Origin of the sequence: Francisella orientalis FNO12, from assembly GCF_001042525.2 — a bacterium.
GTDB classification, from domain to species: domain Bacteria; phylum Pseudomonadota; class Gammaproteobacteria; order Francisellales; family Francisellaceae; genus Francisella; species Francisella orientalis.
This window is the reverse complement of sequence record NZ_CP011921.2, coordinates 1,587,572-1,602,804: the sequence shown is the minus strand read 5'-3', so window position 1 is coordinate 1,602,804 and position 15,233 is coordinate 1,587,572. Positions and strand designations below refer to the sequence as shown.

Sequence of the window (15,233 nt, the reverse complement as noted above, 5' to 3'; positions counted from 1 at the left end):
AAGAGGGAAAAATATTATTCAATTTCAGCTTTATCACCATGATTTTCAAGCCAATCACGACGGTCTTTGGCTCTTTTTTTCGCCAAAAGCATATCTAAAATTTCAGCATCATCATAAGTATTAGAGATTGTAAGCTGTAAAAGTCTTCTAGATGATACATCCATAGCTGATTCACGTAATTGGATAGGATTCATCTCGCCAAGACCCTTGAAGCGCATGATATTTATCTTACCTGTTAGCTTGGCATTCTCAGCTAAAATCTTTTCTTTCTCATTTTCATCAAGAGCATAAAAAGTATTCTTACCTATGTCAATTCTAAATAGCGGCGGTTGAGCAATATAAATATGCCCATACTCTATAAGTTTTCTGAAATGTTTGAGAAACATGGCACATAAAAGAGTTGCAATATGTAGACCATCTGAGTCAGCATCAGCAAGGATACAAATCTTGTTGTATCTTAAGCCAGAAATATCATCACTATCTAGATCAACGCCAATTGCTGTAGCGATGTTATGAACTTCTTGAGAGTTCATAATAGTATCTGCATCAAGCTCCCAACTATTTAGGATTTTACCTTTAAGAGGTAGGACGGCTTGAAAGTTTTTATCACGTGCTTGTTTAGCGGAGCCTCCAGCAGAGTCACCCTCTACTATAAAAAGTTCAGTCGAGTTTACATCAGAACTGATACAATCTGTAAGCTTACCAGGCAAGCGAATAGAGGTATTCATAATACGCTTACGAGTAGTTTTTTTGTCAGCCTTGATTCTTTTTTGGGCAACGCCATTAATATTTTCGATGATTTGGCGTGCTTCATCAGGATTTTGATTGAGCCATATTGTTAGCAAATCTTTGACGGCTGTAGTTACAAATGAAGTTACATCTTTATTGGAGAGTTTTTCCTTTGTCTGGCCTGCAAACTGAGGATTTGTTATCTTTACGGATATTACGTAATTTAACTTAGCAAATGAGTCATTTGCTGTAATTTTGACATTCTTTATTCCTAGAGAATTTTTTTCAATATAGGTTTTAATAGCTTCATAAACACCATTTTTAAGACCTGTAACATGTGTGCCATCTTGCGGTGTTGGAATTAGGTTAACATAACTGTTTTTGATACTTTCTAAAGGATCTTCACACCAACAAAATACAGCATCTAAATAAGAATAACCATTTGAAAAATTATCTATCATAAAAGGTTCAAGAGGAAGTGTTTCAGCTTCTAACTTATGGTCAAGGTAACCTTTTAACCCAGTTTCAAAATGCCAAGAGATTCTCTCTTTTTTTATTTCATTTGAGTATTTAATTGTAAGTGCTTTACAGAGTATTGCTTTAGCTTCTAAGAGATTCTTAAGAGCTTTAACGTTAACTTTGATATCATCAAAATATTTTTTATTAGGCCAAAATCTAATTTTAGTGCCAGTATTTTTTTTACCAACGCTATCAATAATCTCTAAATCTTTAGTTTTTAGACCATCTTCAAAAGTTATTTGATAAACATTACAATCACGTTTGATTTCTGCCTCAAGTTTGCTTGATAAGGCATTGACAACAGAAACACCAACTCCATGAAGACCACCAGAGTGGGTATAGTTCTTGTTGCTGAACTTACCACCTGAATGTAGTTTAGTCATAATAAGCTCGATACCGGACATTTTGTGTTCTGGATGGATATCTACAGGCATGCCACGACCATCATCAGCTACTTCGATACTATTATCATCATATAAGGTGATATTTATTTTACTAGCATATCCAGCTAAAACTTCGTCAACACTATTATCAACAATTTCTTGTATAAGATGGTTTGGGTTTTCGGTATTGGTGTACATACCTGGTCTTTTCTTTACAGGATCTAAACCGGTAAGAACTTCGATAGATTTAGCATTATAGTTTTGCATTTATAAATTGTTAGGTATTAGAAATATATTATTTAAAGTAGATTCTATCATATAATCATTTTAATTCGTAAACCTAAGACATAAAGGTCTTAGATATTTACTTTTTGAGGAAATAGCAGCTGTAAGGAAAAAATATTATTAGTCCAATAAGTGGCAGTAGTACAAATGCAAAAGCTAGAGTAAATTCACTACCAAAATCAATTTGACTAATTACAGCGGTAGTTACTGAAGCAATTCCAATCTGCATAAAACCCATAACTGAAGATGCTGCTCCAGCAGTAGCAGTAAAGTTCTCTAATGCTATGGGTGTTAATAAAGGCACACTAAATGATACACCTATAAATGTGAGAGAAAGAACACCAGTTAAAGCTATAGATAGAGTTAATCCTGTTAATTTATGGAATGCATAGATAAAGAGCAATCCTGATATTAAAGTACAAAGCATACCAAAATTAACTAAATGCTTATAAGCTATTATACGACTTAGCTTTGAGCATATAATTGATCCTAATACTACAGCAGTAACCATAATTGTAAGTAGATATAAGAAATTAGCTTTTTCAAGCTTTAAAATATTTATAAAAATATCAGGAGCTGTAACTAAACAGGCGTATATCACACTAATATTTATTCCTAATACAAAGGTTGCAAAGAAGAATTGATGATCCTTGAAAAGGGCAAAATAATTTTTAAAGAAGGATCTTAGGGTTAGTGCATCTATGTTTTTTTCTTTTACTGTTTCTGGAAAAAAAACAGTTACTTGAACAAATAAAAATGTAGCAGCAACTAATAATATCCAGAATATCAGGTTAGGACTAAGGAAAACACCTAAAATAGCACCAAATGCTGGTGCTAAAGCAAAAGCAATATTCATAATAGCAAATATAGCGCCTTGCTCACTAACTTTAAAAGCATCTTTGACGGCAACTGTAGCTATTACACCGCCAGCAGCAGCACCAAAGCCTTGAAGTAGTCTTGCATAAATTAGAGTATCAACATTGGTGCTAAGTAGACATATTATTGAGCTAATGATAAAAAAACCTGAGCCTACTAACATTACAGGCTTACGTCCAAACCTATCTGAAAAAGGACCATATAAAAGCTGACTAACTGAATAACCAAGTAGATAAGATGTTATAGTTAGTTGTACATGAGGATAGTCTGTGCCTAAAATGGTTTTGATTTCTGGTAGCGCAGGAGCATAAATAGTATCACCAAAAGGTCCTAAAGAGACCATTAGAATCAAAATGAAAATTGATGGTCGTATGCCTTTATACATTAGTCAGAATCACCTTTACTGAAATTGCCTATTATTATCGTAGCAGTTTTGCCTTTTGGAGTAGGTGATGTTTCATTTGATGTGACAACACCTTCAGCTATCGAAGAATCGGAGTTTTGTGCTTCTGAATTTGTACTGTTGCTCGAACTTGGTGATTTTTGATTAGTTGAGTTCGATATATCTGTATTATTAGCATTTGCTACAACTGCTGTAGTTGACGCTACTGAGCTAGTATTGTTTTTAGACTTATCAGAGTCAGCTTCTTTGCCAGATAGATCTTTTGGAGTATTTTCCATAGGAGCTGCTTTTGGTTGTTCTAGAGGATAAATGACCTTAACATTTTGACCTTGGTCGATTTTATAGTCACCTAGAATATTTTCATAAACAACTCTATCACTATGAGCATCAACTAAATATGTAGTACCGCTATCAGCTTCTACAAGTATACCTTTTTCAGTTGGAACTAATTGTCCTGAAATTCCATAGTCAAAAAAGTCGCTTCTAGGAGTAAGTTTATATCTACCTAAGTAATCGCCATTTAATGAGTTAAAAAAGTGTAAATAACCTTGAAAATCAGCAACTACAATCAATCCTTTATAATATATCGGAGCTGTTATTTTACGCCACTCTAATGTGCTTTGTGTCCAAACAGTGTTACCAGTTTGGATGTCGTATGCTTTAAGCTCACTATTGGCTTGTACGGTAAAAATCACGCCATTATTAATAGCCATGTTATTAATTATAGAAACTTTTTTTGCCCAGAGCATTTTTCCTGTATCTTTATCTAGAGCTACAATAGCACCTTGGTAAGCAGCGAAGATTAGATAGTTACCATACAACATTGGATTTGATGTGATATCCACCATCTTATCAGCGGGAGATGAGCCATGAGCAATAGCAATTGGCAAGTTGATAGTTCTATCACCACTGTCTAGAGTAAATCCTAGTACTGTACCAAAAGCAGACCCCACCATTACAGTGTCATTAAGTATGATAGGGGACGAGTCACTTGGTAGCGTTATCTCTGGAATATTATTTGTTACATTCCACACTTTTGAGCCGTTGGTGGCATCAAAAGAAGTCACAGAACCATCGTGAGTATGAGTATATAAATGGTTGCTATATATTGTTGGTTGAGAAAAAATACTACTTAGAGCATCTGTCCGCCATAGTATTTGACCGTCTTTTTGATCAACAGCTGTTAAAGCTCCTTTTATAGAACCAAATATTACCGCGTTAGCGATAGTGCTTGGTTGAGATGAAAGCGTAGTACCAGTATCATGTTTCCAAATTATTTTACCATTTGTAATTGCTAAACCATAAGCCATACCATTTTGATTAGGAACAAATACCATATCATTGGCATAAGCAGGGGAAACATTATAGATTGGTAAACCGCTATTACCATTACCCGTAGATCTGCTCCATTTAACTTTCACTTTAGCCTCCTTAGGAGGTTTTTCAGCTAATGGTGTTGGTAGTGGGACATTACTCTCAGAACAACTAGCAACTAATAATGATAGTAGCAAAGGCGTTGTTAATAAAAATAATTTTTTCATGATTAGTTAGCGTTATTTATAAGTTGGGTAACTATTTGTTTGAATTCTGGCGAACTGTTAGGATCTTGTAGAGCTTTACTCCAAGCATCTAATACTCTATCTTTATCTTTTTTCTCATTATAAGCTTCACCTAGTAGCATTAATGGGTAAGCATTGCTATTTAGAGAGCTAATGCTGTGAAGAGTAGAGATAGCATTATCGGGATTGTTACTTGATATATAAAGCTTAGCAAGTCTTACTTTTGTAATGTCTGTCAAGCTGTCTTTAGGGTTATGCTGAGCACTTTGCTGCAATACATCAATAGCTTTAGGAACATTAGATAGGTTAATATTAAAACTTTTAGTATCTAAATCAGTAGGAGCTGTGTATAAATCAGCTAATTGCCAACTAGCAAATATGCCAAAGCTAGTATCAGAGTAGTTTTTTGTAACTTCTTCAAATTTAGCTATTTTTACACTTGTAGGAGATTTAGGGTTTTCATTTGTAATTAGCGCTCTTTGATACATGTCAGATGCTTCAAACAAGCACTTTTCATTATCAGAGTTATAAAACTGTAAAATTATAGTACAAATGATAGCTACAATTATTATACCTACTATTGTGTATAGAGCTTGACTTTGTTTTTTTGATAAATTTTTCATAGTTATTGATGTCTACAAATTAAATTTGTTTATAGTAAACTTACAACATCTTAACATAAAAGTCCTCAACGTTCTAAGTTTATTAATCAGATTAGAATGTAATGTCTTGGTCTTTTATGTTAAAATAAGATTTTGTTTTTCTAAGTTAATTAGTAATTATTTACATTTAAAAATTATTTGAATATGGCATTAATATCTTTAGCAATTGATTATAAAAAATCCCCAATAGAGGTTCGTAGTGAGTTCGCGCTTTCAGGACTTGATGTATCAATGTTATATAAATCAATATTAGCTATAGATGATGTTATTCATGCTGTAATTTTATCGACATGCAACCGTACTGAAGTATATCTTGAAATAGCAGATTTAAGAGTCGTTGATGATATTTTAGCTTGGTGGCAAAGCTACGTTAGGAATCATGATTTTAAAATAAGAGATTACTTTAAATTACGTCAAGGTACAGAGGTAATCATGCATTTGATGAAATTAGCTTGTGGTCTAGAATCGATGGTTTTAGGAGAGCCACAGATATTAGGACAAGTTAAAGATTCATATACTCTTAGTAAAAAAAATCACGCTATTGGTAAAGAATTAGATAGAGTTTTTCAGAAAGTTTTTGCAACAGCTAAAAAAGTTCGTAGTGAAACTAGAATCGGTCACTGTCCAGTATCAGTAGCATTTTCCGCAATTACTTTGGCTAAAAAGCAGTTGGACAATATTTCTACTAAAAATGTGCTTATAATCGGTGCTGGTCAAACAGGAGAGCTTTTATTTCGCCATGTGACAGCTCTTAATCCTAAACATATTATGTTAGCTAATAGAACAATAGAAAAAGCTGAAAAAATCACATCTACCTTTGATAATGCTAGTGCATATTACTTGGCAGATCTGCCTAAATTAATTAAAAAATCAGATATTATAATCGCTGCAGTTAATGTTACTGAGTATATAGTCAAATGTGATGATGTAGGAGAAAAACCAAGAGTTTTTATTGATATCTCTATACCACAAGCATTAGATCCTAAACTAGGAGATTTAGAACTGAATGCATATTATTGTGTTGATGACATTAATACAGTTATAGAAGGTAATAAGGATAAAAGGAATCATGAGAGCTCAAGAGCTCAAAAAATTATTGTAAAATCACTAGAAGATTATCTAGAAAAAGAAAAAGCAATTATTTCAAATAGTGCTATTAAGGAGCTATTTCAAAAAGCGGATGGCTTAGTGGATTTATCATTAGAAAAAAGCTTAGCGAAAATAAGAAATGGTAAAGATCCTGAAGAAGTGCTCAAAAGATTTGCTTATGAGATTAAAAAGAAAGTATTACACTATCCTGTGGTTGGTATGAAAGAGGCTTCTAAGCAGGGTAGAAGTGATTGTTTAGTATGTATGAAACGAATGTTTGGTTTAAATGTGGAAAAATAAATGAAAGATTCTATTAAGACAAAACTGCAAAGTTTGATAGAAAGACATGAAGAAGTTAGCGCATTGTTAGGTGAAGCTAATATTATTTCTGATCAGAATAAGTTTAGAGATTTATCAAAAGAATATTCTCATCTTGAGCCTATTGTTAAGGCATTTAAAGAATATACACAAGCTCTTGAAGATAAAGAAGCAGCCTATGAAATGCTCAACGAGAAAGATGTAGAGCTTGTCGAAATGGCAAAAGAAGAATTAAAATTAGCTAATGAGGCTATCGAGAGACTTGAAGATGAATTACAGATACTTCTTCTGCCGCGTGATCCTAATGATGATGCTAACATTTTCTTAGAGATTCGTGCTGGAACTGGTGGTGATGAAGCATCAATATTCTCTGGTGATTTGTTTAAGATGTATTCAAAATATGCTGAGCAGAGAGGCTGGAAAATTGAAGTGGTTTCAGCTAGTGAAGGTGAGCACGGTGGTTACAAGGAAATTATCTCAAGAATATATGGCGATGGTGTATATTCACAACTAAAATTTGAATCAGGTGCTCATAGAGTGCAGAGAGTTCCTGCTACAGAGTCACAAGGTAGAATTCATACTTCAGCATGTACTGTTGCGGTTATGCCTGAAGCAGATGAAGTTGAGGGAATTGATATTAATCCAGCTGATATCAAAGTAGATACTTTTAGAGCATCAGGTGCTGGAGGGCAGCACGTCAACAAGACTGACTCAGCGATTAGAATTACACATATTCCAACAGGTGTTGTTGTCGAATGTCAAGACCAAAGATCACAGCATAAAAACCGTGCAGCTGCTATGTCAATGCTTAAATCAAAACTTTTACAAGCAGAGATTGACAAGCAACAAAAAGAGCAGTCTGATACACGTAAGAATCTAGTAGGTAGTGGTGATAGATCTGAGCGAATTAGAACATATAATTATCCTCAAGGTAGAGTTACAGATCATCGTATTAACTTAACTCTTTATAAACTTGATGAGGTTATGGAAGGAAGTCTAGATAGTATTATCCAGCCACTAATTTTAGAGCATCAAGCCGATCTTCTAGCAACTATGTCAGATGAGTAATATTTCAATATCTCAACTGTTAGCTTCAGCTGTAGCTAAATTTCCTCAAAGCGACTCATCTATAAAACATGAGCTGCAAATGACTATTTGCGATGTTTTAGGTGTTGATAAGACTTATCTGTATCTAAATTCAGATAAACAGTTAGATAATGCCATACTTACAAAAATAAATGAGAAAATTTTACGTCTTTTAGCAGGTGAGCCATTAGCTTATATTCTTGGCTATAAATATTTTTGGAATCAAAAGCTATATGTAACTAAAGATACTCTTATACCCCGAGCAGATACTGAAGTTATAGTTGCTACAGTGTTAAACGATATACAAGATAAGAATGCTCAACTAAAAATATTAGATTTTGGTACGGGCTCTGGCGCGATTGCTTTAGCTTTAGCCGAGGAGCTCCCTAAGAGTCAAGTTGTAGCTGTTGATTTATACTTTAAGACTCTAGATGTTGCTAAAAAAAATGCTCAAGCCAATAATATTGCTAATGTTGAATTTATGCAAAGTAGTTGGTATGAAAGTTTAGATGAGACTAAGTTTGACATCATAGTATCAAATCCACCATATATAGATATTGACGATGCTAATGTTGATGATAGTGTTATGGAATATGAACCATCAAGAGCATTATTTGCTACAGATAATGGCTTAGCAGATATTAGAATAATCATATCCCAGGCAAGTGATTTTCTAAAACAAGGAGGATATTTGTATATAGAACATGGCTTTACCCAAGCGAATGATCTAGCAAGTATATTTTCTCAGTATGGTTTCTGTGATATTCAAACTATTAAAGACTTAAATCATAAAGATAGGTGTACAAAAGCTAGACTTGGTAGTTATTTGTGATAAGGGCGGCCTTCTAATATTGTATAAGCTCTATACAACTGTTCAGCAATAATGATACGTACTAAAGTATGAGGAAAAGTCATTTTTGATATGGATATTTTTTCTTTAGCAATATTTTTGATACTTTGATCTATACCATCTGGACCACCAATTAAAATCACAACATTTGGATTGTTAAATTTCCAATTTTGCATTTTTTCAGCTAGTTCTTCCGTTGAAATTATTTTAGAGTTAACATCAAGAATTATTAAGTGATCAGAATCGCTAAGTTTAGTAAGAATAGTTTTAGCTTCTTGTTCCATCCAAAGTTTGGGATTACCAGTTTTAGTTCGTTTAGCTATTGGTAATTCGAGCAGTTCAAGCGGGATTGATTTACTCAGGCGCTTTTTGTACTCATCATAACCTTCACTAACCCATTTTGGTGGTTTTTCTCCTAAAGAGAGTATTCTAATTTTCATAAACTATCTCGTAAAGCACATAAGATTTTCATTTGAAAGTTCTAGATTATATTTATAGTCAGCTATATTGAAATTTTTAATATCACTGATATTTTCTATTCTATTTTCAAGAATATACCTTGTCATTAACCCACGTACTTTTTTAGCATGAATCCCTATAGTCTTATATGTACCGTTTTTATTTTCCTTAAAATCAATATCTAGCCATTTTGCATCTAAAGATTTTTTATCTATTGCTTGGGAATATTCATTAGAAGCAAGATTTATCAAAACTTTATTTTGTTGCTCGCTGAAGTATTCATTTAATTGAGCTGTGACCTTATCTTGCCAGTACTTATAAAGAATTTCTCCATCAATTTTAATTTTTGTACCCATTTCTAATCTGTAAGCTTGAATTAAATCGAGAGGGCGTATCAGTCCATATAGTCCAGATAACATCAAAAGATGATTTTGAGCATATTCGATAGTTTCTTTGTCTAGCGTATCTGCCTCAAGACCTTTGTAAACATCTCCACTAAATGTAAAAATAACAGCTTTTGAATTTGACTCGTTATAATTCTTAGGGTCAAAGTTATTATGCTTAGCAAATACTTCTTCAGCCAGTTTAGGACTGATCTTCATTAGCTTTTCAATCTCATCAATTTCATAATGCTTGAGAGTGTTAACAAGTTTAGTTATCTGATCTTTGAATATAGGTTGTGTAAATTGATACTTTGCTGTTGCGGTTTCAAAATTTTGACTTTTAGCAGGCGATATAACTATTATCATGATATTTGTTAAATTTGACTATTTTTGATAATAATACCAATTTATCTTAGATAATGGAATTTGCTTTGTTAGCTTGTAATTTTAGGATATATCTAGTAATATACCTAATGCTGACTTGGTTTCCACGCAATGATAGATTGTGAACCCCGCCAGGTCTGGAAGGAAGCAACGGTAACTTTTGATTCATGTGCCGTGTCAAAGCTAAGTCAGCACTTTTCAGAAAAAGCCATTATTTTTGACCAGAAATTATATATAATGTTTTTACTATATAAATTGTTTAAACTTTATAGATGCTTAGTACAAAATCAAATATAAAATATCAGATATTTATTTACCTTTTGATATTCACTTATTTTTTAATTATAAATTTGTGTCAGCCTTTGATGATGGATGATCTTTGGAGATCAAATGTAAATGCTCTTCATGATGGAACTGTATGGTTTCACATTAGAAGTGACTATTTCTATTGGACTGGTAGAGTTTCGGCACAGTTACCAGTTTATATTCTTTTTAATAAAAGTTATCCTTCTTTGATTTATGTTGTAGATATGTTAAATGCTTTTGCACTAACCGTATTAGTTATTTATTTATATAAATTAATATTTAGAGATCAATTTAGTATTCTATCTAGAAAGTTCGTTATATATGCTTGTTTATTTATGGATTACTTCATAGAGAATACTTTTTTAGGTAATGCAATGTGGAAGACCATAGGCATTCAGTATCTTTGGGGTATTAGCTTGCTTGTATGGGTTTTTTATTTTCTTTTCGTAGAGAACAAGCACTCAAAAGTATTAAGTATTATTTTGGGTATTTTTCTTGGTTTATATAATGAAGCATTTTTCATGGTAATTTTTATCATTTGCTTTTATCTATATAATTCATCAAATTGTCAAAAAAGATAAACTAAATAAGAATACTTTATATTGGTTTAGAAATGCGAGTTGAAATGCTATACATGCTTATATATTTTTATATCATATGTAAATACTTATTTCGTTCAGGTTTTTCATATTTATTTGATAAGTTATATTTATTTTTTGTTGTCGCTTTATTATTTTTTGTAGTTAAGTTTTTTTTATGCTTATCTTCAATTAGGTTATTACAATCATCTGAGAATGGTTGATGTAAGGCATTATCAACAAATACATGAGAAAAATATACTTTTACCAAGTTTTCATCTGATGAGACACACCGGTGTAGTTTATTTTGAGCTTATGGAATATTCAGATGATCCAGAATATGTTAAAAGTCAAGGCTGGAACAATGAGCAGTTTGCACAATATTATGGCTTTGATAGTGTCTTTACAAAATAGGATATATCAAAAAAATTATTGATCTAAATCTGTTATGTTAATAGTATAGTTGTAGTGATAGTTGTGAATAGTTATTTTTTTATTATTATCACTGTATTTTATTGTTAGAATTTTTTTGCTGTCTTTAGAAATTAAAATCCTTTCATTTGCTTTTGCTGAAAGGCTAATGCTTGTGTTGGTAAACATCTCTTTGACAACGTCGATAGGAGCTTGGCTTATAATGAACTCTGTGAGGCTTTGTTTAACACCAATATTTTGGTTTGGCATTGGCAAGCTGCTACTTTGGATATCTTTACCATTATAATCAAGCTTAAATAAAGATCCTCCCCAAGCTGATAGCGCTACCATTACGATATGTTTTGAGTTGGCTTCAATAATCATATTTGTAGTTAGGTTTTTTTGTTTGCCATCTTTATCATAATAAGTAACAGAGACTATTTGAGATATTGTTTTATTAATACCTAGTTGTTGTGGTTGGGGTAGTGTTACAGTTGTATCTGGTGTTATAGCTACTTTTACATCGATTTGCTGTTTTGTTTGCAATAATGAGCAACCGCTTAAAAATATGAATATAAAAATAGTTGAAAGAATTTTACTTTTCATAATTTTGTACCTTAATTGCTATAGGAGCTAATGAAAATGCTACCAAAATACCTATTAATACAGTTAGACCAAAATATTCAATAGCTGGAGTATTACTTAATGCTAAAAGTCCAAATGATAGGATAGTAGTAATAGCTGATAGTGCTAATGCTAGCATAGTACTATTGAATCCATTATGACTCTCAGCTAAGAATAAAACATAATCCATACTTATTCCTAAGACAAGTATTATCGCAAAGATGCTAAATAATGTCAGAGGAATATTGAGTAATCCAAGAAATGCTATAGATGTGAAACATGATAATAATGGTACTACAATATAGACTATAGATTTTCTAAAAGAGTATCTAACAGTTAATCCTAACCATAGTAAGACAAACACAATCGCCATTATGTAAGAAATTATATTACGATAATGCCCAAAAATATCACTTATCTGACTTACCTTATCAACAACATAAACGTCATCGATAGAGTTAAGCAAGCTTTGTAGTTTAGTAATATCAATGTCTTTTGAAAGTGCTATTGCCACAGCTTTATAGTCATTTGGCTGATCTCTTAACCACAAAAATCTCATCTGTGCTGAAACTGGCTTATCTAGCCACGCAGATAGCTCTAAAGCATCAAATTTTGTAGTTTTGATTTTATCTATCACTCTTACTTCTTGATCATCTGAGAAACCTATTTGTTTAAGGTACTCTTGTGGATATTTGGTATTAATAAAGTTTTGTATAAGATTATAGTTTTGTTGCTGCTGCTCTAAGCTTGGTACATAGTCACTTATGCTAATTAGTGGATTTTTAATATTAGCAAAGTTGTTACGAATAATGCTTGTTACATGATTAGCTTTTGACAGAAGTGTATTATCATCTTTAGCTAATACAATAATATAGCTAAGACTTATATCAGTACCAATTATGCTTTTAAGCTGTTGTTCTTCATCTTGGAGTTCTTTAGGTGTAGATTGTAATATATGAATATCATCATTAGGCTTTATTTTATATATTCCTGCAATAATTATTATCACTAGAGCTAGTAAGATAATAATAATTTTTCTTGTACTAATATTTTTCCACAGATTTAGATATTTATCCGTAAGCCTTAACAGAGGAATACTTTTATGGCTTTTTGATTTGATATTGATAATATATGGGAAAAAACATATCACTGTTAGGTATGACACAGCTAAGCCAATGATACCAAAAACTGCTAGTTGATGTAGTCCAGGAAAAGGTGCGATTGCTATAACTAAAAAAGCTATAATAACATTTAAAAGTCCTAATGTTATGCCTTTGAAAATACGATTTAATCCTGTTTTTGGAGTCCAATTAGCATCAGCTAAAAGCTTCTCAGAATAATAAAAGAAAGCATAGTCAACAGATATACCAATCAAACTTGCACCGAAAACTAGCGTAAATAAGAAAACGCTACCAAATATATAATGTGTAACAACAAATGCAGCAACAAATCCACAAAGGATTGAAAATAGTGTAAAAAAAAGAGGAATAATTGATCTAAATGTTAGAATTATCAAAATCAAGACGCCTATCATAGAGCCAATACCAATAGTATTTATCTCATGATGAGCATCTTCGGCTCCAGCATTTGCATAAAAGAGCATGCCAGTTTTTAGAACACTAATATCATTTGATTTAATTTGTGTGATAGCATTATTAACGCTTTTGATAATTTCAGTTTGAGTTGTTAATGAAAAGCTTTGTCCTTTAATTTCAGCTTTAATAAGAACGTAATAAGTATTATTTTTTTCAGCTATTAGAAAGCCATTTCTAAGCTTCAAGTTGGAGCTTGGTTTGGGTAAGTTCAAAAGATAGTTTTGATATGTAAAGAAAGGATCATTATTCAGTAAGTTACGATTAACCACTCCTGTTGGGTTATATATATTTGCCAGAGCATTTTGGTACAATCTTTGGTAGTTTTTATCAATTAATAGCTGTTGGTCTTTATCGCTAAGTAGTTGTAGCCTGTATGGAAAATAGAATTTTGCCCAAGATAATTGCTGGTCTTGGTTTATTCCTGTATTTACTGCTGTGAAATTATTACTTTGTTCTAGTAAATGACTAAACTTTGCTGCAGCATTTGTAGCTTTAGTTTGATCTTTAGAACTTATTAAAAATACAATATCATTACTTATACGGTCAGAAAACTTATTTGATGCTGAGGTAAGTTCAGGTGATGTCTCTTGGTTTGGTAACAAAGCTAGAATGTTTGTATTTAAGTTTAGTCCTTTTGTAATAATAGTTATAAATAGGATTGTGGTACTTAGAACAATTACACTCCAAATAATAAGACGGATAAGAGATTTATTGATCATAATATTTAGTTTGTTGTGATATCAAAAAGTGGTATTTTGATTATATTGTCTTGAGTATCAGCAACTTCAATATTTGTAATATATCTATTACCTTTTAGAGTTATCTCTTTTATAGCCTTATTCAGAGGGCTAGATTTTGGTGTGAGGGTGATAGTCCAGTTTTGTGTATTACCATCAAAATTGATATTAAAAAATTCTGATATGGTTTTTGTATCACCTTTAAATACAGACATAAAGACACTTGTGAATGTGAAAACTACAGGTTGGTCTTCGCGTGTTAAAATAGTAGGAGGATTATCCATAATAGTTTGTGTAAGCTTATTTTTAGACATTTGCATTGTGGTTTTGATTGGTGATTGCTGTTGCCATAACAGAGATCCATCATTAGTTAGTTTAAATGTTCCTGAAGATTTTAAACTTGAGTTTAAACCTGCAATTTGTCTGATTTGTATAAATTTACCCGAGATATTAGTATCTTTGGTCAATTGCTTTTCAACCGCTTGGAATTCTGAATTATTAGTAATATCTGAAGCATATAAGGGAGCCGCAATAGTTAAAAAAATGCTAATAAAAGTAAATAGTTTCTTCATTTTTTAATAATCTCTTTTATTTTTTGTTGCCACTGATGAGGTGTTACGAAACAAGTTTCTTTTTTGTTAATATCCACAGCAAGCTGTGTAGTATAACCTTGACATAACTTTATTTTAGTTAAGCTATCTAAAATAGTATAGTTTATTTTAAATCGGTTCTCGAACTCAATTAGATCACAATAAATATCAATATCTTGTCCGAATCTTGCAGATTTAATAAATTTAGCTTTTATATCAACTATGGGCCAAGCGAAACCATCTTTCTTCATAGCTATATAATCATAGCCAATTTCTTTGAGCATACTGCATCTAGCCATTTCAAAGTACTTGATATAATTACCATGCCAAACAATTTCGAGCATATCAACATCAAAAAATGGGATAGTCATTTTGTAAACATGTGTGAATAACCTATCTTTAAGCAT

The 15,233-nt window shown here is 32.0% G+C and carries 15 protein-coding genes and 1 other RNA gene; 5 read left to right on the top strand and 11 right to left on the bottom strand.

Translation table 11 applies throughout. The features are described from left to right. Positions 1-14 precede the first annotated feature (14 nt). The 4 genes from parE to FNO12_RS08250 form a co-directional block, all read right to left on the bottom strand. Positions 15-1,898, bottom strand: a complete 1,884-nt coding sequence (gene parE / locus FNO12_RS08265; RefSeq protein ID WP_014714698.1) for a DNA topoisomerase IV subunit B — start codon at positions 1,896-1,898, stop codon at positions 15-17. Positions 1,899-1,995: 97 nt separating this feature from the next. Next, complete coding sequence (locus FNO12_RS08260; RefSeq protein ID WP_014714699.1) at positions 1,996-3,177, bottom strand: multidrug effflux MFS transporter; 1,182 nt, start codon at positions 3,175-3,177, stop codon at positions 1,996-1,998. Beyond that, positions 3,177-4,736 (bottom strand): outer membrane protein assembly factor BamB, encoded by a 1,560-nt coding sequence (bamB, locus tag FNO12_RS08255; protein ID WP_014714700.1) that lies wholly within the window; start codon positions 4,734-4,736, stop codon positions 3,177-3,179. The genes FNO12_RS08260 and bamB overlap by 1 nt, the downstream gene beginning before the upstream one ends. A 2-nt stretch (positions 4,737-4,738) precedes the next feature. Then, positions 4,739-5,377 carry a YfgM family protein gene (locus tag FNO12_RS08250; RefSeq protein ID WP_014714701.1) on the bottom strand — a complete coding sequence of 213 codons (639 nt, stop codon included), beginning with the start codon at positions 5,375-5,377 and terminating at the stop codon, positions 4,739-4,741. Between the two features lie 183 nt (positions 5,378-5,560). Here FNO12_RS08250 and FNO12_RS08245 point away from each other — a divergent pair, with 183 nt between their 5' ends. Genes FNO12_RS08245 through prmC form a run of 3 tightly spaced genes read left to right on the top strand, consistent with a single transcriptional unit; the run spans position 5,561 to position 8,741 of the window. Then, on the top strand, positions 5,561-6,805 hold the full coding sequence (locus FNO12_RS08245) for a glutamyl-tRNA reductase (RefSeq protein ID WP_014714702.1): 1,245 nt from the start codon (positions 5,561-5,563) through the stop codon (positions 6,803-6,805). Continuing rightward, entirely contained in the window at positions 6,806-7,891 is a 1,086-nt protein-coding gene (gene prfA, locus FNO12_RS08240; RefSeq protein WP_014714703.1) for a peptide chain release factor 1, read from the top strand. It begins immediately after the preceding gene. Further along, positions 7,884-8,741, top strand: coding sequence for a peptide chain release factor N(5)-glutamine methyltransferase (gene prmC / locus FNO12_RS08235; RefSeq protein ID WP_014714704.1), 858 nt, complete (start codon positions 7,884-7,886; stop codon positions 8,739-8,741). Before prfA ends, prmC begins: the two co-directional genes overlap by 8 nt. Here the strand turns inward: prmC and rlmH are convergent. Both rlmH and yaaA read right to left on the bottom strand, forming a co-directional pair. Beyond that, entirely contained in the window at positions 8,732-9,199 is a 468-nt protein-coding gene (gene rlmH, locus FNO12_RS08230; protein WP_014714705.1) for a 23S rRNA (pseudouridine(1915)-N(3))-methyltransferase RlmH, read from the bottom strand. The two genes, prmC and rlmH, sit on opposite strands and share 10 nt — an antisense overlap. 3 nt (positions 9,200-9,202) lie before the next feature. Beyond that, entirely contained in the window at positions 9,203-9,967 is a 765-nt protein-coding gene (yaaA, locus tag FNO12_RS08225; RefSeq protein WP_014714706.1) for a peroxide stress protein YaaA, read from the bottom strand. 113 nt (positions 9,968-10,080) lie between these two features. On the opposite strand from yaaA, the gene ffs reads away from it, so the two are divergent. Together ffs and FNO12_RS11135 are read left to right on the top strand one after the other, a co-directional pair. Then, positions 10,081-10,177, top strand: an RNA gene (gene ffs, locus FNO12_RS08220) — signal recognition particle sRNA small type. A gap of 80 nt (positions 10,178-10,257) precedes the next feature. Then, positions 10,258-10,872, top strand: coding sequence for a hypothetical protein (locus tag FNO12_RS11135; RefSeq protein ID WP_234387230.1), 615 nt, complete (start codon positions 10,258-10,260; stop codon positions 10,870-10,872). A 67-nt stretch (positions 10,873-10,939) separates the two neighbouring features. Here the strand turns inward: FNO12_RS11135 and FNO12_RS11130 are convergent, their stop codons facing one another. From FNO12_RS11130 to FNO12_RS08195, 5 genes are all read right to left on the bottom strand, one after another. Continuing rightward, positions 10,940-11,140, bottom strand: a complete 201-nt coding sequence (locus FNO12_RS11130) for a hypothetical protein (protein WP_048349476.1) — start codon at positions 11,138-11,140, stop codon at positions 10,940-10,942. Positions 11,141-11,298: 158 nt separating this feature from the next. Then, on the bottom strand, positions 11,299-11,886 hold the full coding sequence (locus FNO12_RS08210; RefSeq protein WP_014714707.1) for a DUF3261 domain-containing protein: 588 nt from the start codon (positions 11,884-11,886) through the stop codon (positions 11,299-11,301). Continuing rightward, positions 11,876-14,218, bottom strand: a complete 2,343-nt coding sequence (locus FNO12_RS08205; protein WP_030005761.1) for an MMPL family transporter — start codon at positions 14,216-14,218, stop codon at positions 11,876-11,878. The genes FNO12_RS08210 and FNO12_RS08205 overlap by 11 nt, the downstream gene beginning before the upstream one ends. A gap of 5 nt (positions 14,219-14,223) precedes the next feature. After that, a complete protein-coding gene (locus FNO12_RS08200) occupies positions 14,224-14,808 on the bottom strand; it encodes a LolA family protein (RefSeq protein WP_014714708.1) in 585 nt (194 codons plus the stop codon). Further along, positions 14,805-15,233, bottom strand: coding sequence for an acyl-CoA thioesterase (locus FNO12_RS08195; protein ID WP_014714709.1), 429 nt, complete (start codon positions 15,231-15,233; stop codon positions 14,805-14,807). Before FNO12_RS08195 ends, FNO12_RS08200 begins: the two co-directional genes overlap by 4 nt.